The sequence below is a fragment of the Pseudomonas sp. FW305-7 genome (assembly GCF_058786735.1).
This window is the reverse complement of record NZ_JBYSZA010000005.1, coordinates 68,498-86,056: the sequence shown is the minus strand read 5'-3', so window position 1 is coordinate 86,056 and position 17,559 is coordinate 68,498. Positions and strand designations below refer to the sequence as shown.

The following is a 17,559-nucleotide window of genomic DNA, read 5'->3' as shown; positions in this document are numbered from 1 at the left end:
ACACGGACGTTTACAATGGCCGCCAAATCATTGGCCCGCGCCAGAACCAGAATCGGCCGCCGCAGCCAAGACTGCGCGGCATTGCTTTGTGTGAGGAGAGTCTGAATGAGCCAAGTGTTGGAAGATCTGGTCGATTTGCTGACCCTGGAACCGATCGAAGAAAACCTGTTCCGTGGCCGCAGCCAGGACCTGGGGTTCCGTCAGTTGTTCGGTGGTCAGGTGCTCGGTCAGTCGCTATCGGCGGCCAGTCAGACAGTTGAGGAAGCCCGCCACGTGCATTCCATGCACGGCTATTTCCTGCGTCCCGGCGACGCGAAGTTGCCGGTGGTGTATTCGGTTGACCGCGTGCGTGACGGCGGCAGTTTCAGCACCCGTCGTGTGACGGCGATCCAGAAGGGCCATCCGATCTTCACCTGCAGCGCTTCGTTTCAATACGACGAAGAAGGCTTCGAACATCAGAGCCAGATGCCGGTGGTGGTCGGCCCGGAAAACCTGCCGTCGGAGCTGGAACTGACCCAGCAACGCGCACACCTGATCCCCGAACACATGCGCGAAAAACTGCTGTGTCCGAAACCGATCGAAGTACGCCCGGTCACCGAAAAGGATCCGTACAACCCGCAACCGGCCGATCCGGTGAAGTACGTGTGGTTCCGTGCCGACGGCGCGCTGGCCGACATTCCGGCACTGCACAAATACCTGCTGGCCTACGCTTCGGACTTCGGTCTGCTGACCACCTCGATGCTGCCCCACGGCAAATCGGTCTGGCAGAAAGACATGCAGGTCGCCAGCCTCGATCACGCGTTGTGGTTCCACAACGATTTGCGCGCCGATGACTGGTTGCTCTACGCGATGGACAGTCCATGGGCCGGCAACTCTCGCGGTTTCTCCCGTGGCAGCGTGTACAACCGTGCCGGTCAACTGGTGGCCTCGGTGACTCAGGAAGGTTTGATCCGGCATCGCAAGGATTGGGCATGAGCCTGGCCGAAGTTCGTCATTGGGTGTTCGACATGGACGGCACGCTGACCGTCGCCGTGCATGATTTTGCGGCGATTCGCGTGGCGCTGGCGATCCCGCCCGAGGACGACATCCTCACGCATCTTGCCGCCTTACCGGCGGATGAGTCCGCAGCGAAACATGCCTGGTTGCTGGAGCATGAGCGCGATCTGGCGCTGGGATCGAAACCGGCCGCCGGTGCGGTGGAACTGGTGCGTGACCTGCACTCGCGCGGGTATCGTCTCGGCATTCTGACGCGCAATGCCCGGGAGTTGGCGCACGTCACTCTTGAGGCCATCGGCCTCGCTGACTGCTTTGCGGTAGACGATGTGCTTGGGCGTGATGAAGCGCCGCCGAAACCGCATCCAGGTGGCTTGTTGAAACTGGCCGAGGCCTGGAAAGTGCCGGCCAGTGAGATGGTGATGGTTGGCGATTACCGCTTTGACCTGGATTGCGGGCGAGCGGCGGGGGCGCGGACGGTGCTGGTGAACCTGCCGGATAATCCGTGGCCGGAGCTGACGGATTGGCATGCCCAGGATTGTGTCGAGTTGCGGCGGATGCTTCTGGCCTGAAAACCTGTGTCGCCTGTAATTGCCCCATCGCTGGCGAGCCAGCTCCCACAGTATCTGCGTCGGATGCAATTCTGTACTCGCCTGAGAACCTGTGGGAGCTGGCTTGCCAGCGATGAGGCCGGTTCAGCCCCCACAAGACTTACTGTTCAAACAGAGCCTTTTGCCCCTCCGCCGACGTCAACATCCCATCACCGTTATGCCCGACTCCGGGCACTTCCACCAACCGCTGATTCACCCCTTCCGGATGGCGACGCAGCAAATACCCAAAGTACAGTTTGCCGCGTATCAAGCGGTAAGCGCCTTGGGCCTCGGCCTCACAGCCTTTGTCCAGCGCCGGATGTTGCGGGTCGATGTCCTGCTGCCCAAGCAGATAAATCACCTCGCGCTTGATGTAACTGCTTTCAAGCTGCAACGGCGTTTGCCCACCGGCATACACCGGCATGTCTGACAGCCCGTACTTCCAGCGATTGAAACCCACGCACTTGGCGTGATCGAACGCCACCGGCCGCTGCTCGTTGAAATAAGCGTAGGAGGAAGGATTGGCCACGATGTAACGCAGGCGAATGTTGTTGGCTTTCAGCGCAGGCTGGTCCTTGGCGAGCAGGGCATAACGCTGCACCACCTGGCCGCCGCCGGAGTGGCCGAAAATCACGATCTGCTTCACGTCCGGAAACTGTTTGCGATCACTGACTCGGGCGACGATCGCGTCGAGGGCCGCGTAAGAACTCAACGGATTCGGCCCTGTGGATAACCCACCGCCCATCCATTCGTTGCCTTTCCAGCGCAACAATGTCGCGGGGAGCGAGTACAGGGCGACATCACTTTCATTGAGAAACTGCGGCGCGATCACCAGCGTGTGCGCGGTTTGCCCAGCCAGCTCGGCGGCGCTCTCGGCGCTCTTGCGATAGGTCTCGGCGTTGCGCAAACGGCCATGAATGACGATCAGCACACGTTCGATTTTCTCTGGCGCCGGGCCGATGCCTACCGCCATTTCCCCGGCCTGCAGTTGCAAGCGGCCGGGACTGATCGCGTCGACGCCGGCCGCTTGTGCGGTGCTGCCAATGATCAGTAAAGCCAAAAGCCATTTATGCATTTACAGGTTTTTCGCCGCGAAGGTATCGCACTGGCCGACCTGGCCCTGCGCGAAGCCGGTTTTGAACCAGCGCACCCTTTGCGCCGACGTACCGTGGGTGAACGAGTCCGGTACCACACGGCCCTGACCCTGTTGCTGCAAACGATCATCACCGATGGCGTTGGCGGCGTTCAAGGCTTCTTCGATATCGCCGGGTTCCAGCCAGTTCAGGCGCTTCTGCGCGTTGTAGGCCCAGACACCGGCCAGGCAATCGGCTTGCAGTTCCTGGCGCACCAGTAAGCCACCGTCACCTTCCATCTGCCGACCTTGCTGGCGGGCTGTCTGAATTTTCGCCGAGACACCGAGAAGCGTCTGCACATGGTGTCCGACTTCGTGAGCAATCACGTAGGCCTGAGCGAAATCGCCTGCGGCCTTGAAGCGTTGCGACATTTCCTGAAAGAACGCCATGTCCAGATAGACCTTCTGATCCGCCGGGCAGTAGAACGGCCCGGTGGCGGAGGTGGCCAGACCACAGGCGGAATTGACCCGGTTGCTGAACAGCACCAGGGTCGGATCCTTATATTGCCGGCCGGCCTGCTGGAAAATCGAGCCCCAGGTGTCCTCGGTGTCTCCGAGGATCGAGCGCACAAACTCGGCTTGCTCATCGTTGGCGGGAGGGGCCTGACGGGTTTGCGAAGAAGGCGCCGGTTGCTCGGACATTTGCCCCGTGAGCTGACCGAGAATTTGCAGAGGATCCTGGCCGGTGATCCAGCCGATGCCGACGATCAATAGGATCGCTCCAAGGCTCAGTCCCTTGCCGCCGCCAAACCGCATCCCGCCGCCGCCACCACCGCTATCATCGCCACGGGCATCGACGACGTTGTCACTGCGTCGGCCTTTTTTCCATAGCATGTGGGAATCCTCTATTTGTTGTGGTGATGAGTGTTGCTGGTGTGTGAGTGTGGCGCCAGTCCGGTCGTCCGTCTATTCGTACACTCGACTGGTCGACCGGTAAGAACCTGTAGTGCTCGGTGAATTCCATACAACAGAAGTTTTTTGTGAAGGGTCAAGCGGTTCCAGATTTCGATTTGTGCTGCGAATATTTTAGAATCCACGAAATTTCACTGGGATCACACCATGGCCGGCAGTCAAATCGAACGGGTTTTCAGCGTGCTGGAACACCTCACCAGTGATCCGCGCGGGTTAGCGTTGCAGACCCTGGCCGAGCAGATCGACATCCCGAAAAGTGCAACACACCGCTTGCTCGCCGAGCTGGCCCGGCTGGGTTATGTCCGACAAAACCCGGACACGCTGCGTTATCACTTGTCGACCAAACTGGTGGCGATGGGCTTTCGTTACCTGTCGAGCAGTGGTGCCGACATCGTGCAACCGGTGCTTGATCGCCTGGCTCAGGAAACCGGGGAGTTGGTGCGTCTGGGCGTCATCGAAAGTGATCGCCAGACCTGGATTGCCAAGTCCCAGGGGGCGCGCACCGGGCTGCGCTATGACCCGGATATGGGGCGCGATGCGCCGCTGTTCTATACGGCGTCCGGGCATGCGTGGCTGGCGAGCATGAGCGACGCCGAAGCGTTGTCGCTGGTTGAGCGTCAGGCCGCCGCAGTGCCAGCCGATCTCGGGCCGAATGCACCGCGTTCCAATATCGAATTGCTCGAGCGACTGCGGCTGGCACGCGAACAGGGCTATGCCTGTGTCGAAGAGAGTTCGGCCGTCGGGACATCGGCGATTGCAGCGGTGGTGCGTCATCCTGCCGAGGGACGGGTAATTGGTGTGTTGAGCATTGCCGGGCCCAGTGCGCGAATGCCGGGGGCGAGGCTGCACGAACTGGCGCCGTTGCTGCTGAAGTTTACTGAGGAGTTGTCTGCGGCGAGTCTGGCCTCCGAGTTGTTCGTCTAACCTGTTCGTTGAAGATTCGGTGGGCGTGGGCTCTACGAAAGAAAAAAATAGTGCGTTGATCGCACGCTTTTATGATTACGAGCTGTAAGAATCTGGAACCTGGTTCTAGATTGTTGCTTGAGGGCTTTCCTCGGTTCACTTTTCTTCAGAGATAATCGATGACCGTCAGCACCCCACTCTCCGGAGTCAATCAACCCTTCAAGGGGATTTTGCTGATTGTCGTGGCAACCTTCCTGTTTTCCAGCCATGACGCGCTGTCGAAGTACCTCTCGGGCTTCTATCCGATCGTGATGGTGGTGTGGGCGCGGTATGTGGTGCACACGTTGTTGATGGCGGGGATTTTTCTGCCGCAGTCCGGTCTGCGCGTCCTGCGTACAAAAAAGCCTTTGTGGCAGTTGCTCCGAGCACTTTGCCTGCTGGGCACCAGCCTGTTTTTCACCACGGCGCTGTTGTACATCCCGCTGGCAGAGGCCACGGCGGTGAACTTCCTGGCGCCGGTCTTGGTGACGGCGCTGTCGGTACCGTTGCTCAAGGAGCGGGTAACGCGTGGACAATGGGTTGCGGTGATTTGCGGCTTTGTCGGCGTGCTGATTATTGTCCACCCCGGCGGTGAACTGTTCACGCCGGCCGTGTTGCTGCCGTTCTGCTCGGCGTTGTTTTTCTGCTTCTACCAATTGCTGACACGCAAGCTCGCAGCCATCGACAGCCCGACCACCAGCAACTTCTTTGCCGGGTTGTGCAACACGTTGGTGATGAGCGCGCTGGTGCCGTTCTTCTGGCAGGTGCCGACCTTGACTCACGCCGGGCTGATGCTGGCGCTGGGCACTTGCGGGATGACCGCGCATTTGTTTCTGACTCAGGCGTTCCGCCACGCCGCACCGGCATTGTTGGCGCCATTCGGTTATTGCCAGATTGTGTTTGCGGGATTGTTGGGCTGGCTGCTGTTCAATCACACGCCGAGTCTGTTGACGGTGATCGGCATTGCGGTGATCTGTTGCAGCGGCCTGGCGGCGGCGTGGCAGCAGAGCCGCCGCTGAAGCACCGCAACCCCTGTAGGAGTGAGCTTGCTCGCGATGGCAGTCGGTCAGTCGAGACAATGTTGACTGATAAAAAGCCATCGCGAACAGGTTCACTCCTACAGGAGAGGCTGGTGTAGGCAGGTTACTCGGTGACGTTAGGAATCTTGCGCGGCGCCATGAAGTACATCCAGGTCAGTGCGAGGAAGTACATCGCCGGAATCAGCGTGAACAACACCGTGTAGTTGTTGTTGGTGACCGTCAGGATATGGCCGACGATCTGAGTCATGAACATCCCGCCGATCGCTGCGCACATGCCGCCAAAACCGAACACCGTGCTCATCATGTGCTTGGGCGTGTAGTCCATCACCAGGCTCCAGATGTTCGCCGTCCATGCCTGATGCGCACCGATCGCCAGTGAGATGGCAGCCACTGCGACCCACAGATTGGCGGAACCTGCGGCCATGACCACGCCGATGATGCAGCAGGCAAACAGGAACATCGACAGCAGGCGTGCCTTGATCGAGTTCATCCCGCGACCGATCAGGAACGACGACAGAATGCCGCCGCCCACGCTGCCGAAATCGGCGGTGACGTAGATGATGATCAGCGGGATGCCCATCTGGGTCACGTTGATGCCCAGATTGTATTGCTGATTAAGGAACGGCGGCAGCCAGTACAGGTAGAACCAGAACACCGGCGCGGTCAGTGAGTAGGCGAGGGCAAAAGCCCAGGTGCCGCGCATACGGAGGATTTTCGAGAAGGGTACGCGGGCTTGCTCCGGTTCGACCTCTTGCTGGATGTAATCCAGTTCCGATTGTTTGACGCTCGGATGATCTTCCGGGTTGAAGTACTTCAGTCCCCAGAACAACAGCCAGATTCCGCCCAGCGCCGACATGCACAGGAACGCGGCCTGCCAGCCCCACACATGCAGTACCAGAGGCAACAGCATCGGCGTGAACATCGCGCCGACGTTGGTCCCGGCGTTGAAGATGCCGGTGGCGACCGCACGTTCGCCCGCCGGGAACCACAGGCGCGTGGTTTTCACGCAGGCCGGGTAGTTCGCGGCTTCAGTCAGGCCGAGGATAAAGCGGCAGACCATGAAGCCGACCGCCGAGGTCGCCAGACCGTGAGCGCCGGTCGCCAGGCTCCACAACAAGACTGCGCAGAAGAACACGCGTTTGACGCCGACCCGGTCGATCAACCGCCCTTGCAGCACGAAACCGATGGCGTAACCGACCTGAAACCAGAAATTGATGTTGGCGTAATCCATCGCCGTCCAGCTCATTTCCTTGGCGAGGATGGGCTGCATGACGCCGAGCGCGGCGCGGTCGATGTAGTTCAGAGTGGTGGCGAAAAACACCAGCGCCAGCATCCCCCATCGGGTTTTGCCGACCGCCATGGCGCCGCGGATCTTGTCGCCGATGCCACCCGTGGCAGTGCTCATGGCCGGAGCCATGCGGGAAGTCTGTGAAGGAATCATGTGTTCCACCCGTTTTTGGATTTTTTATTTGGTGTGCTTTTTTCTTGCACGCTGCGACCGGTGGTTCAGATCCGGAATCAATGTGCGGTCGATGTTGGGCAGTGGACAAAAAATCGTCAATTCGCCAAACCGCCATTGTGTTCGATAATCGCACGCAAAACTAACCGGGTAGTACACTTTAAATTGCTGCACGAAGGGATGCAGCCAATAATTTCCCCCACGACAAAAACGATCCCCCGCCACACAGCGGCGTAGACCGGGAGTTGAAACATGCAGCGTTCCATTGCCACCGTTTCCTTGAGCGGCACCCTGCCGGAAAAGCTCGAAGCCATTGCCGCCGCCGGGTTCGACGGGGTGGAGATTTTCGAAAACGACCTCCTGTACTACGACGGCAGTCCGCGTGAAATTAAACAGATGTGCGCCGACCTCGGGATCGCCATCACTCTGTTTCAGCCATTCCGCGATTTCGAAGGCTGCCGCCGTGATCGTCTGGCGCGCAACCTTGAACGGGCCGAACGCAAGTTCGATCTGATGCAGGAACTGGGCACCGACCTCGTGCTGGTGTGCAGTAATGCGTCGGCCGACAGCGTTGGCGATCAGCAGATACTCGTCGATGATCTGCGTTTGCTGGCCGAACACGCAGGCGCCCGTGGCTTGCGTATTGGTTACGAAGCGCTGGCCTGGGGTCGGCACGTGAATACTTATCAACAGGTCTGGGACATCGTGCGCCAAGCCGATCACCCAAGCCTAGGTGTGCTGCTCGACAGCTTTCATACCCTGTCGTTGAAGGGCGATCCGCGTGCGATTGCCGACATTCCCGGTGACAAGATTTTCTTCGTGCAAATGGCCGACGCGCCGATTCTGGCCATGGACGTGCTGGAGTGGAGCCGGCATTTCCGCTGTTTCCCGGGGCAGGGCGAATTCGATCTGCCGGGGTTTCTCGCGCCGATCATCCAGAGTGGTTACACCGGGCCGCTGTCGCTGGAAATCTTCAACGACGGTTTCCGCGCCGCACCGCCACGGGCCAACGCTGCCGACGGCTTGCGCTCGCTGTTGTACCTGGAGGAGAAAACCCGGCAACGCCTGGAGCAGGAAGCAACGCCTGTCGCCAACCGCGAAATCCTCTTTGAAACACCGAAGGCCAGCGAATACAACGGCATCGAGTTTCTCGAGTTCGCCGTCGATGAAAGCCTCGGCGCCAAACTGTCGAATTGGCTGGAGCGCCTCGGATTCGTCAAGGCCGGGCAGCACCGCTCCAAGAGTGTGAGCCTGCTGCGCCAGGGCGATATCAACCTGATCCTCAACTCCGAGCCGTATTCGTTTGCGCATAGCTTTTTTGAAGCCCATGGCCCATCGCTGTGCGCGACTGCCGTACGGGTCAACGATAGCGCCAGCGCACTGGCGCGTGCCGTGGCTTATAAAGGCCAACCCTATCGCGGACTGGTCGGCCCCAACGAACTGGAGCTGGCGGCCGTACGTGCGCCGGATGGCAGCCTGATTTATCTGGTGGATGAAGAGGCCGATGTCTACGGCACCGATTTCAATCTGCTCCCAGGCGCGGTAGCCCGTGGTGGTCTCAAGCGCATCGATCACATGGCCATGGCCCTGCCGGCGGACAGCCTCGACAGTTGGGTGCTGTTCTACAAGAGCCTGCTCGATTTCGAGGCCGACGACGAAGTGGTGCTGCCCGACCCGTACGGTCTAGTGAAAAGCCGAGCTTTGCGCAGCCGCGACAGCTCGATCCGCTTGCCGCTGAACATCTCCGAGAACCGCAATACTGCGATTTCTCACGCACTGTCGAGTTATCGCGGCTCCGGAGTGCATCACATCGCCTTCGATTGTGACGACATCTTCGCCGAAGTCAGGCGCGCCAAAGAGGCTGGCGTGCCGCTGCTGGATATCCCGCTGAACTATTACGACGATTTGGCGGCACGCTTCGATTTCGATGACGAATTCCTCAGCGAACTGGCGTATTACAACGTGCTCTATGACCGTGATGCCCAGGGCGGCGAGCTGTTTCATGTGTACACCGAGCCGTTCGAAGGACGCTTCTTCTTCGAGATCATCCAGCGCAAAAACGGTTATGCCGGTTACGGCGCGGCGAACGTCGCGGTACGTCTGGCGGCGATGGCTAAATCTCGCAGTGGCGCGGTACGCCAGGCGAAGTTGTAGGAAATTCGTAAACGCGGGATTAAACACGGGCCGCGCAGCTTCCTTCACTGTGCTGCGCGGCCCATAATCGCCAGCCTGTGCAGTGATGGCCGTGAGCCCGCAATGACAATGACATCAGAACTCCCCGCAGCCCCCGTCGTACCCGCCGTAGAGCCGCGCAAGAGTCGCAAGAACAATCCGGAAAAGACCCGCGAGAACATCCTGCAGGAGGCGATCGTCGAGTTCGTCCAGCAAGGATTGTCGGGCGCCCGCGTCGACGCGATCGCCGAACGCATCCACACCTCCAAGCGCATGATCTATTACTACTTCGGCAGCAAGGAGCAGTTGTACGTCGAAGTGCTGGAGAAGCTTTACGGCGACATTCGCACCACGGAAAACCGTCTGCACCTGGCTGAGCTGCCGCCGGTGGTGGCGATTCGGCGGCTGGTGGAGTTCACCTTCGATCATCACGACCGCAACGTCGATTTCGTGCGGATCGTCTGCATCGAGAACATCCACAATGCCGAATTCGTGAAGCGTTCCGATGCGATCAAGGCGATGAACAACACCATCCTCGATTCACTCGGCGAGATCCTCCGTCGGGGCGCCGAGGAGGGCGTTTTCCGCAGTGGGCTCGACGCGCTGGATGTGCATCTGCTGATCAGCTCCTTCTGCTTCTATCGTGTGTCGAACCGCCACACGTTCAGTGAGATTTTTCAGATTGATCTGCCGGACGAAGGCATCAAGCAGCGCCACCGCGAGATGATTTGCGAGTCGGTGTTGCGGTATCTGCAAGCCTGACGCCACCCCTTGTGGGAGCGAGCAAGCCCGCTGCCACAAGGGAATGAGTTCAGCCCTTCATGCTTTGAAAATGCGCCAGCATCCGCTGCGCATCCGGCACCACGCCGCTGAACAATTCAAACGCCTTCACCGCCTGAAACACCGCCATGTTGCCACCATCCAATGTGCGGCAACCCAATGCGCGGGCATTGCGCAGCAGTTCGGTTTCCAACGGGAAATACACGATCTCCGCCACCCACAATTGCTTGCGCAGCAACTCGACCGGCACCGGCATGCCCGGCAGTTTGGCCATGCCCATCGGCGTAGTGTTCACCAGGCCGTCGGCCTGATTCATTGCACTCGGCAAATCATGCCCGGCCACTGCGCGACCAAAACCGAAATGTTGATTGAGATTGTTCGCCAGGCTTTCGGCGCGATCCGTGTCGACGTCGAAAATACTCAGTTGCTGTACGCCCTCGCTCAACAGCGCGTGGGCCACAGCCGCACCGGCACCGCCAGCGCCCATCTGGACCACGCGCTCACGGGCAACGTCATTCAAGCCACGGCGAAAGCCCTCGGCAAAACCCAGGCAATCGGTGTTGTGGCCGACACGTTTTCCATCTTTCAGCACCACGGTATTGACCGCACCGATGCCACGGGCTTCGGGCGACAGTTCGTCGAGCAGCGGGATGATCGCCTGTTTGCATGGGAAGGTGATGTTCAGGCCGGTGTAGTTCATTCGCTCGGCCGCCAACAGCAAGTCGGGCAGGGCGGTGATGTCCATGCGCAGTTGATCGAGGTCGATCAGGCGATACAGGTAACGCATGCCCTGCGCATCGCCCTCATGTTCATGCAACGAGGGTGTGCGCGAGGCTTGAATGCCGGCGCCGATCAGTCCGGCCAGTATTACCGGTTTGCGGCTCATGCTGCGCGCCCCTTCAGCCGTTGGCTGAAATGTTCCAGGGCCAGGCGATAGCCATGACTGCCGAAGCCGCACATCACTGCAATGGCGATGGCCGAGACGAACGAATGATGCCGGAACGGCTCACGCGCATGGACGTTGGACAGGTGCACTTCGATCACCGGCAACTCACTGGCAACCAACGCGTCGCGGATCGCCACCGAGGTGTGCGTCCACGCCGCCGGGTTGATCACGATCCCTGCACAACGCCCGCGTGCGGCGTGAATCCAGTCGAGCAATTCGCCTTCGTGATTGGTTTGGCGAAACTCCACGGCCAGACCGAATTCTTCGGCAGCGCGGCCGCACAAAGCCGAGATGTCAGCCAGGGTTTCGTGACCGTAAGTCGCCGGTTCACGGGTGCCGAGCAAATTCAGGTTCGGGCCGTTGAGCACCAGAACGATAGGGGGCATGAGGGGTAACTCCACTTATTGTTTTTGGCTTGGGCCGAGGGTTTCAGCCTGTGGAGGTAAAATGTACTAGATGGTTACATTGGTCAATTGAAGCGGATTCAGCCGGGAGTTTTCTGTTCGGTGATCGCACAGCCTTAAATGACCGCGCACAAAAAAGCCGTCAATCACGACGGCTTTTTCGTATCTGGCCTCTGCACTCAGCGTCGGGTCAGCAACACACCCGATTCCATGTGATGCGTCCACGGGAACTGATCGAACAATGCGCAGCGGGTGATGCGGTGCGTATCGTGCAATTGGGCGATGTTGGCCGCCAGGGTTTCCGGGTTGCAGGAGATGTACAGGATGTTGTCGAAACGCCGGGTCAGTTCGCAGGTGTCCGGGTCCATGCCGGCGCGCGGCGGGTCGACGAAGACGCTGCCGAACTCGTAGCTCTTCAGGTCGATGCCGTGCAGGCGACGGAACGGACGCACTTCGTTGAGCGCTTCGGTCAGCTCTTCGGCGGACAAACGCACCAGCGTGACGTTATCCACAGCGTTTTCGCTGAGGTTGCTCAATGCGGCATTAACCGAGGTCTTGCTGATCTCGGTGGCCAGCACTTTGCGCACGCGGGTGGCGAGCGGCAGGGTGAAGTTGCCGTTGCCGCAGTACAGCTCCAGCAGATCGTCAGGGCGATCGCCCAGTGCTTCGTAAGCCCAGTTCAACATCTTCTGGTTCACGGTGCCGTTGGGCTGGGTGAACGCGCCTTCCGGCTGGCGGTAGCTGAAGGTGCGACCGCCGACTTCGAGTTTCTCGACCACGTAATCAAGGCCGAGCACTTCGCGTTTGCCCTTCGAGCGTCCGATGATGCTGACGCCGAGATCCGCCGCAAGCTTCGTCGCCGCTGCATGCCAGTGCTCGTCCAGCGGGCGGTGATAGCACAGGGTGATCATCGCATCGCCGGCCAGCGTGGTCAGAAACTCGACCTGAAACAGCTTGTGGCTCAACGCCGAACTGGCTTGCCACGCTGCCTTGAGCTGCGGCATCAGTTGATTGATGCGCAGGCTGGCAATCGGAAATTCTTCGATGAGGATCGGCGTGCGTTTGTCGTCCTGCGAGAACATCGCGTAATGCCGCTCGCCGGCCTCGCGCCACAGGCGGAATTCGGCACGCAGGCGGAAGTTCTGCAGCGGCGAGTCGAACACGGTCGGCTCTGGCGCATCGAACGGGGCCAGCAGGTCACGCAAACGCGTGACCTTGTCTTCTAGCTGTGCGGCGTAGGCCTGGGAATCGAAAGTCATGCGTTGAACCAACCCAACTTGATCACAAACAGAATCGACAGGATCACCAGCGCCGGGTTCAGCTCACGGGCGCGGCCCGACAGCAGCTTGATCACGGTCCAGGAGATGAAACCGAACGCGATGCCGTTGGCGATCGAATACGTGAACGGCATGGCCAGCGCGGTGACAACGACCGGTGCGGCGACGGTGATGTCGTCCCATTCTATTTCTGCCAGGCCCGACATCATCAATACAGCGACGAACAGCAACGCCGGTGCGGTGGCGAAAGCCGGAACGCTGGCCGCCAGTGGCGAGAAGAACAACGCCAGCAGGAACAGAATCGCCACGACAACAGCGGTCAGCCCGGTACGGCCGCCAGCACTCACGCCGGCAGCGGATTCGATGTAGCTGGTGGTGGTCGAGGTGCCCAGCAGCGAACCGGCCATGGCGGCCGTGCTGTCGGCGATCAGGGCGCGCCCCATTTTCGGCATGTGGCCATCTTTGCCCATCAGGCCGGCGCGCTTGGCAACGCCGATCAGGGTGCCGGAGTTGTCGAACAGGTCGACGAACAGGAAAGCGAAGATCACGCTGACCAGACCGATGTCCAGCGCGCCTTTGATGTCCAGTTGCAGGAATGTCGGGGCCAGCGAAGGTGGCATCGAGGTCACGCCATTGAACGGCGTAAAGCCGAAGGCGATGGACGTGATGGTCACCGCCAGAATGCCGATCAGCACTGCACCGCGCACTTTCAGCGCTTCGAGGGCGACGATCAGGGCGAAACCGAGGGTGGCGAGGATCGGTGCCGGCGCTTTCAGGTCACCGAGGCCGACCATGGTCGCCGGGTTGCTCACCACGATGTCGGCGTTGTGCAGGGCGATCAGCGCCAGGAACAGGCCGATACCGGCGGCAATCGCCGAGCGCAGCGGCAACGGGATGCTGTTGATGATCCATTCGCGGATGCGGAAGATCGACAGCAGGAAGAAGCATACGGCCGAGATGAACACCGCGCCCAGCGCCACTTGCCAGGTGTGGCCCATGTGCAGCACGACGGTGTAAGTGAAGAAGGCGTTCAGGCCCATGCCCGGAGCGAGGGCGATCGGGTAGTTGGCGATCAGGCCCATGACCGTGGAGCCGATGGCGGCTGCCAGACAGGTGGCGACGAACACCGCGCCCTTGTCCATGCCGGTCTCGCCGAGAATGCTCGGGTTGACGAACAGAATGTAGGCCATGGCCAGGAAAGTCGTGATGCCCGCGAGAATCTCGGTGCGCACGTTGGTGTTATGTGCCTTGAGTTGAAACAGCCTTTCCAGCATGTCTGCTCCCCGTGGCGCGCGTGGCGCCGTGAATGTATCGACCTCAACAGCAAAGCACAGACCGTCGCAAGCGCCTGGAAAATTGTGGTGGGCCGGAAAAAGCCGCGCATCATACCAGCAGCGTGAGGAATATGGCGGTTGTTGGTGTCGATCGTCGTCGAAGTTTTGCACTGCGGCCAACTGCGCCATACTGCGCGCAGTTTTTTTCAGGATGGGCAACGCATGAGCAAGCGCTGGATGACGGCTTTCGGATTGATCGCAGGGCTGATGACGGGAGCCTCTGCTGCGTTCGCGGCATCGGCGCCACCATTGACCGAGGTGAAGGTGATCAAGGTGCAATCGTCGGCCTGTGGCCTGGAAGACATTGCTGATAACCAGGCGCAAACCCAGTGCAATCACAGCGGACCGAGCATCAAGGTCTACGTGCTGGAAGTCGGCTATGGCCAGAGCCAGCCGCACGCCACGCTGGACGGCTTCGAAGTGAATGGCACGCGCTCCCCGGTGTGCGCCTTCGATAACGGCAACCTGACCGAATGCACACCCGGCAGCAAAACCGTTGGCTCCCTCTATACCTTCGATATGGCAGGCAAGCAGGAAGGGACTTTCAGCTTCAGCAACACCTCGATCAACGCCCCGCGCAACACCCTGTCGACGCAGCTTTACATCAAGTAACGGCTGCACCCGAACGGTCGCGGGCAAAGCTGACTACGCTTTAAAGATCAACCAGCGGAAATCGCCCATGACCTTTAGAGCCCTGATTACCCTCGCCGAGGGCATCGATGATCTGCAAAGCGTGACCCTGATCGATGTGTTGCGCCGCGCCGGCATCGAAGTGGTGGCGGCGAGTATTGAAGGACGCCGCATGCTGACCTGCGCACGCGGTACTCGCTTGACCGCCGACGGCATGCTGGTCGATGTGCTGGCGCAAACCTTCGACCTGATCGTCCTGCCCGGCGGGGCTGTCGGTTCACAACACCTGGCGGCGCATCAACCTCTGCAGCAACTGCTCAAGGACCAGGCCAGCGCCGGACGCCTGTTCGCCGCCATCGCCGAAGCCCCCGCGCTCGCCCTGCAAGCCTTCGGCGTATTGCGCCAGCGGCGCATGACCTGCCTGCCGAGTGCCAGCCATCAACTCTCCGGTTGTACGTTTGTTGATCAACCGGTGGTGGTCGACGGCAACTGCATCACCGCCCAAGGCTCAGGCGCCGCACTGGCGTTTGCGCTGGCGCTGGTGGAGCAACTTGGCGGCAAGGCCTTGCGGGCGAAAGTGGCGGGGGAGTTGCTGGTTTGAAGGGTTCAGGCGTGCGCGGCGATAGGTTCAATCGCCGGTTGCTCCCGATGTTCCGCTTGCCACAGATCGTAGTCGGTTTGAACACCTAACCAAACGCGTGCCTTGCCTATGCCTGCTCGCTCCAGCCGCACGGCCAGATCCGGGCTGATCGGCGCATGCCCATGCAATACACGGGAAAGATGCGGGCGAGCGAAGCCGAGGTGCCGTGCCAGTTCGGTCACGCTGATGCCAAGCTCGGGCAAGACATCCAGCAGCAGTGTTTCACCGGGGTGTGGCGGGTTGTGCATGGGCATGAGCCTGCCTCCTGTCAGTGGTAGTCCAGATAATCGACCAGTTCGATGTCCGAACCGACAAAACGAAAGATAACCCGCCAGTTGCCTGAAACACTGAGCGACCAGTATGTCGACAGCTCTCCCTTCAGTGGATGCAAACGCCAGCCTGGAAGATCAAGATCTGCGGGGAGCGCTGCGCGATCCATGAATTGCAGCATGCGCGCTAACCGTTTTGCGTGATCGGCGCGAATTCCGCGAGTCGAACCTGTTTCATAGAAGCCACGAAGGCCTTTGTGCTGAAAGGATTTGATCATGCCAGCGAGTGTAAGGCGATACATTACACTCGATGCGGTATCTATGTACCGCACCTTTTCGATTAATTTGTGTTGGTGTGCTGTATCGGTAAACGAAAACTAAGCCTTCGCCTCTTCGACCAACTCTGTCATTCGGTCTCGTCTTGCCAGCGTCGGGAACAACTTGATCCACGTTCCCGTCACCACCAGCGTACCGATGCCGCCCATTACCACCGCCGGTACGGTGCCGAACCAGTGAGCGGTGAGGCCGGATTCGAATTCGCCCAACTGGTTCGAGGCGCCGATGAACAAGCCGTTGACCGCGCTGACCCGGCCGCGCATTTCGTCCGGGGTTTCCAGTTGTACGAAGGAGGCGCGGATCACCATGCTGATCATGTCCGCCGCGCCGAGCACCACCAGCACCGCCAACGAGAACCAGAACGAGGTCGACAGGCCGAATGCAATGGTTGCGACGCCAAAGATGCCGACCGCAGTGAACATTACCCGGCCGACGTTGCGCTCTACAGCAAACCGCGCCAGAAACAGTGACATTCCCAATGCACCGACTGCCGGTGCCGAGCGCAGCAGGCCCAGGCCCCAGGGGCCCGTCAGCAGAATGTCTTTGGCGAATACCGGCAACAGCGCGGTGGCGCCACCGAGCAGCACCGCGAACAGGTCCAGCGAAATCGCCCCGAGGATGTCCGGGCGGCTGCGAATGAAGCGGATCCCTGCCAGCAGCGAATCCAGCGTGGCTTTGCCTTTGTTCAAAGGTGTCTGCCGCGCCGGCAGGTTGAGCATCAGCGAGCAGGCAATCACATAGAGAAGCACCGTCGGGCCATAGACCCAGACGCTGCCGAATGCGTAGAGCAACCCGCCCAGGGCTGGCGCCACGATGGTCGCCGATTGTTGTGCCGATTGCGCTGCCGCGACGGCTCGCGGGAATAGCGCAGTGGGCACAATGCTTGGCAGCAGCGCTTGAGTGGTGGGCATTTCAAACGACCGCGCCGCGCCGAGCAGGAAGGCGAGGATGAAGATCATTTCCCGGGTGACGTGATCGGTGGCACTGCCAATGGCCAGTGCCAGGGCGATCAATGCCTGCAATGACTGACAGATTGCTGCGACTTTGCGTCGGTCGTAGCGGTCGGCGACATGCCCGGTGTGCAGCATGAACAGCACACGCGGGGCGAATTCCACCAAGCCGACCAGACCCAGGTCGAGCACGTTGCCGGTCAGTTGGTAGAGGTTCCAGCCAATCGCCACGGTGAGCATCTGAAAACCGCTGGCGGTGAAGATCCGGGCGAACCAGAACGCAAGGAAGGGGCGATGGTGACGTAACAGCAAAGGCTCTTGGCTGGGCATCTGAAGGCAGGTCTGGCTCGGGGGAGAATCGCGAGGTTATCACCAGTCTGTAACAGGAAGTTGCTATGACAAAAAATTTAGTTAGCCAGACATCGATTTTTCCTGCCTGTGAGATTTCCCTTGTGGTGAGGGGATTTATCCCCGATGGGCCGCGAAGCGGCCCCGATAGCATTCAACTCAGCTCTTTCAGATGAATAACGGGGTCGGATTTGCGACTGCTGCGCAGCCGATCGGGGATGAATTCCCTTGCCACAGGGGACTTCATTCATCTGACAAATGTATTTCAGAGCCTTGCAGCTGCAATGAGGCAACTTGTCACGCGGCAAACGACCACGCGGTTCTTCGTCGCAAATGGGACTACTCTTTCAACGTTGCTTGATCCAGATCAAGACCCCAGAAGGAATTGATCCGGTGGCCCGTTGG

General features: G+C 59.9%; 18 protein-coding genes. 8 read left to right on the top strand and 10 right to left on the bottom strand.

Annotation, left to right across the window (positions count from 1 at the left end):
• The first annotated feature begins 105 nt into the window (after positions 1 to 105).
• Both tesB and AC3WMT_RS08920 read left to right on the top strand, forming a co-directional pair.
• A complete protein-coding gene (gene tesB / locus AC3WMT_RS08925; RefSeq protein WP_064589320.1) occupies positions 106 to 975 on the top strand; it encodes an acyl-CoA thioesterase II in 870 nt (289 codons plus the stop codon).
• Positions 972 to 1,565, top strand: coding sequence for an HAD family hydrolase (locus AC3WMT_RS08920; RefSeq protein WP_103303646.1), 594 nt, complete (start codon positions 972 to 974; stop codon positions 1,563 to 1,565). Before tesB ends, AC3WMT_RS08920 begins: the two co-directional genes overlap by 4 nt.
• A 139-nt stretch (positions 1,566 to 1,704) precedes the next feature.
• On the opposite strand, the gene AC3WMT_RS08915 is transcribed toward AC3WMT_RS08920, so the two are convergent.
• Both AC3WMT_RS08915 and ypfJ read right to left on the bottom strand, forming a co-directional pair.
• Positions 1,705 to 2,658, bottom strand: a complete 954-nt coding sequence (locus AC3WMT_RS08915) for an alpha/beta hydrolase (protein WP_103303645.1) — start codon at positions 2,656 to 2,658, stop codon at positions 1,705 to 1,707.
• On the bottom strand, positions 2,659 to 3,549 hold the full coding sequence (gene ypfJ, locus AC3WMT_RS08910; protein WP_103303644.1) for a KPN_02809 family neutral zinc metallopeptidase: 891 nt from the start codon (positions 3,547 to 3,549) through the stop codon (positions 2,659 to 2,661). It lies immediately after the preceding gene.
• A 225-nt stretch (positions 3,550 to 3,774) separates the two neighbouring features.
• Between ypfJ and AC3WMT_RS08905 the strand changes: the two genes are divergently transcribed.
• On the top strand, positions 3,775 to 4,551 hold the full coding sequence (locus AC3WMT_RS08905; protein WP_103303643.1) for an IclR family transcriptional regulator: 777 nt from the start codon (positions 3,775 to 3,777) through the stop codon (positions 4,549 to 4,551).
• A 158-nt stretch (positions 4,552 to 4,709) separates the two neighbouring features.
• The gene (locus AC3WMT_RS08900; protein ID WP_103303642.1) at positions 4,710 to 5,588 is read left to right on the top strand and encodes a DMT family transporter; all 879 of its coding nucleotides are present in this window, start codon (positions 4,710 to 4,712) and stop codon (positions 5,586 to 5,588) included.
• A gap of 124 nt (positions 5,589 to 5,712) precedes the next feature.
• Here AC3WMT_RS08900 and AC3WMT_RS08895 read toward each other — a convergent pair whose 3' ends face one another.
• A complete protein-coding gene (locus tag AC3WMT_RS08895) occupies positions 5,713 to 7,050 on the bottom strand; it encodes an MFS transporter (protein WP_103303641.1) in 1,338 nt (445 codons plus the stop codon).
• A 270-nt stretch (positions 7,051 to 7,320) separates the two neighbouring features.
• On the opposite strand from AC3WMT_RS08895, the gene quiC reads away from it, so the two are divergent.
• Both quiC and AC3WMT_RS08885 read left to right on the top strand, forming a co-directional pair.
• On the top strand, positions 7,321 to 9,222 hold the full coding sequence (gene quiC, locus AC3WMT_RS08890; protein ID WP_103303640.1) for a 3-dehydroshikimate dehydratase QuiC: 1,902 nt from the start codon (positions 7,321 to 7,323) through the stop codon (positions 9,220 to 9,222).
• A 102-nt stretch (positions 9,223 to 9,324) separates the two neighbouring features.
• Positions 9,325 to 10,002: a TetR/AcrR family transcriptional regulator gene (locus AC3WMT_RS08885; RefSeq protein ID WP_103303639.1), complete on the top strand. Its 678-nt coding sequence runs from the start codon at positions 9,325 to 9,327 to the stop codon at positions 10,000 to 10,002.
• Positions 10,003 to 10,051: 49 nt separating this feature from the next.
• Here AC3WMT_RS08885 and AC3WMT_RS08880 read toward each other — a convergent pair whose 3' ends face one another.
• The 4 genes from AC3WMT_RS08880 to AC3WMT_RS08865 all read right to left on the bottom strand — a co-directional run bounded on the left by AC3WMT_RS08880 (position 10,052) and on the right by AC3WMT_RS08865 (position 13,921).
• Complete coding sequence (locus AC3WMT_RS08880) at positions 10,052 to 10,906, bottom strand: shikimate dehydrogenase (protein WP_103303638.1); 855 nt, start codon at positions 10,904 to 10,906, stop codon at positions 10,052 to 10,054.
• On the bottom strand, positions 10,903 to 11,352 hold the full coding sequence (gene aroQ, locus AC3WMT_RS08875; RefSeq protein WP_103303637.1) for a type II 3-dehydroquinate dehydratase: 450 nt from the start codon (positions 11,350 to 11,352) through the stop codon (positions 10,903 to 10,905). Before aroQ ends, AC3WMT_RS08880 begins: the two co-directional genes overlap by 4 nt.
• A 197-nt stretch (positions 11,353 to 11,549) precedes the next feature.
• Complete coding sequence (trmA, locus tag AC3WMT_RS08870; RefSeq protein ID WP_103303636.1) at positions 11,550 to 12,629, bottom strand: tRNA (uridine(54)-C5)-methyltransferase TrmA; 1,080 nt, start codon at positions 12,627 to 12,629, stop codon at positions 11,550 to 11,552.
• Positions 12,626 to 13,921 carry an NCS2 family permease gene (locus tag AC3WMT_RS08865; RefSeq protein ID WP_103303635.1) on the bottom strand — a complete coding sequence of 432 codons (1,296 nt, stop codon included), beginning with the start codon at positions 13,919 to 13,921 and terminating at the stop codon, positions 12,626 to 12,628. The genes trmA and AC3WMT_RS08865 overlap by 4 nt, the downstream gene beginning before the upstream one ends.
• Before the next feature lie 222 nt (positions 13,922 to 14,143).
• Here AC3WMT_RS08865 and AC3WMT_RS08860 point away from each other — a divergent pair, with 222 nt between their 5' ends.
• Positions 14,144 to 14,593 (top strand): DUF4879 domain-containing protein, encoded by a 450-nt coding sequence (locus AC3WMT_RS08860; RefSeq protein ID WP_103303771.1) that lies wholly within the window; start codon positions 14,144 to 14,146, stop codon positions 14,591 to 14,593.
• Between the two features lie 67 nt (positions 14,594 to 14,660).
• Positions 14,661 to 15,212, top strand: a complete 552-nt coding sequence (locus tag AC3WMT_RS08855) for a DJ-1 family glyoxalase III (protein ID WP_103303634.1) — start codon at positions 14,661 to 14,663, stop codon at positions 15,210 to 15,212.
• 5 nt (positions 15,213 to 15,217) lie between these two features.
• Here AC3WMT_RS08855 and AC3WMT_RS08850 read toward each other — a convergent pair whose 3' ends face one another.
• From AC3WMT_RS08850 to AC3WMT_RS08840, 3 genes are all read right to left on the bottom strand, one after another.
• Positions 15,218 to 15,505 carry a HigA family addiction module antitoxin gene (locus AC3WMT_RS08850; protein ID WP_103303633.1) on the bottom strand — a complete coding sequence of 96 codons (288 nt, stop codon included), beginning with the start codon at positions 15,503 to 15,505 and terminating at the stop codon, positions 15,218 to 15,220.
• A gap of 14 nt (positions 15,506 to 15,519) precedes the next feature.
• Positions 15,520 to 15,798: a type II toxin-antitoxin system RelE/ParE family toxin gene (locus AC3WMT_RS08845; protein WP_103303632.1), complete on the bottom strand. Its 279-nt coding sequence runs from the start codon at positions 15,796 to 15,798 to the stop codon at positions 15,520 to 15,522.
• 99 nt (positions 15,799 to 15,897) lie between these two features.
• Positions 15,898 to 17,136: an MFS transporter gene (locus tag AC3WMT_RS08840; protein ID WP_103303631.1), complete on the bottom strand. Its 1,239-nt coding sequence runs from the start codon at positions 17,134 to 17,136 to the stop codon at positions 15,898 to 15,900.
• Between the last annotated feature and the right edge of the window lie 423 nt (positions 17,137 to 17,559).